The organism is Teichococcus vastitatis (assembly GCF_003604215.1).
GTDB lineage: Bacteria > Pseudomonadota > Alphaproteobacteria > Acetobacterales > Acetobacteraceae > Pseudoroseomonas > Pseudoroseomonas vastitatis.
On sequence record NZ_QXGS01000163.1, the window covers coordinates 1 to 1189 of the forward strand.

Sequence of the window (1189 nt, forward strand, 5' to 3'; positions counted from 1 at the left end):
ATGGCGAAAGCTAAGTTTGAGCGGAACAAGCCGCACTGCAACATTGGCACGATCGGGCATGTGGACCATGGCAAGACGTCGCTGACGGCGGCGATCACCAAGGTTCTGGCGAAGTCGGGCGGTGCGTCGTTCACGGCGTATGACCAGATCGACAAGGCGCCCGAGGAGCGTGCGCGCGGCATCACCATCTCGACGGCCCATGTGGAGTACGAGACGGCGAACCGGCATTATGCCCATGTCGACTGCCCGGGCCACGCCGACTACGTGAAGAACATGATCACGGGTGCGGCGCAGATGGATGGCGCGATCCTGGTGGTGTCGGCGGCCGATGGCCCGATGCCGCAGACGCGCGAGCACATCCTGCTGGCGCGCCAGGTGGGCGTGCCGGCGCTGGTGGTGTTCCTGAACAAGTGCGACATGGCCGATCCCGACCTGCTGGAGCTGGTTGAGATGGAGGTGCGCGAGCTGCTGAGCTCCTACCAGTTCCCGGGCGACGACATCCCGGTGATCCAGGGCTCGGCGCTGATGGCGCTGGAAGACAAGTCGCCGGAGCTGGGCGAGCAGGCGATCCTGAAGCTGATGGAGGCGGTGGACGCCTACATTCCGCAGCCGGAGCGCGCGATCGACCGTCCGTTCCTGATGCCGGTCGAGGACGTGTTCTCGATCTCGGGCCGCGGCACGGTGGTGACGGGCCGCGTGGAGCGCGGCGTGGTGAAGGTTGGCGAGGAAGTCGAGATCGTGGGCCTGAAGGCCACGGTGAAGACCACGGTGACCGGCGTCGAGATGTTCCGCAAGCTGCTGGACAGCGGACAGGCGGGCGACAACATCGGCGCGCTGCTGCGCGGCACCAAGCGCGAGGACGTGGAGCGCGGCCAGGTTCTGGCGGCGCCGGGCTCGATCAAGCCGCACTCGAAGTTCAAGGCCGAGGCCTATGTGCTGACCAAGGAAGAAGGTGGCCGGCACACGCCGTTCTTCACCAACTACCGTCCGCAGTTCTACTTCCGCACGACCGACGTGACGGGCGTGGTGACGCTGCCGGAAGGCGTGGAGATGGTGATGCCGGGCGACAACATCTCGATGGATGTTGAGCTGATCGCGCCGATCGCCATGGATGAGGGCCTCCGCTTCGCCATTCGCGAAGGCGGCCGCACCGTCGGCGCCGGCGTCGTCGCCAGCATCTCCGCCTAAG

General features: G+C 66.2%; 1 protein-coding gene. It reads left to right on the top strand.

Going from position 1 to position 1189, the window contains the following annotated elements; genetic code table 11:
- Nucleotides 1-1188, top strand: a complete 1188-nt coding sequence (tuf, locus tag D2K64_RS23675; RefSeq protein WP_120010880.1) for an elongation factor Tu — start codon at nucleotides 1-3, stop codon at nucleotides 1186-1188.
- Nucleotide 1189 lies beyond the last annotated feature (1 nt).

Bases quoted from the DNA above. Each gene is read 5' to 3' on its own strand.
- tuf (WP_120010880.1), top strand. From the start codon at position 1: ATGGCGAAAGCTAAGTTTGAGCGGAACAAGCCGCACTGCAACATTGGC.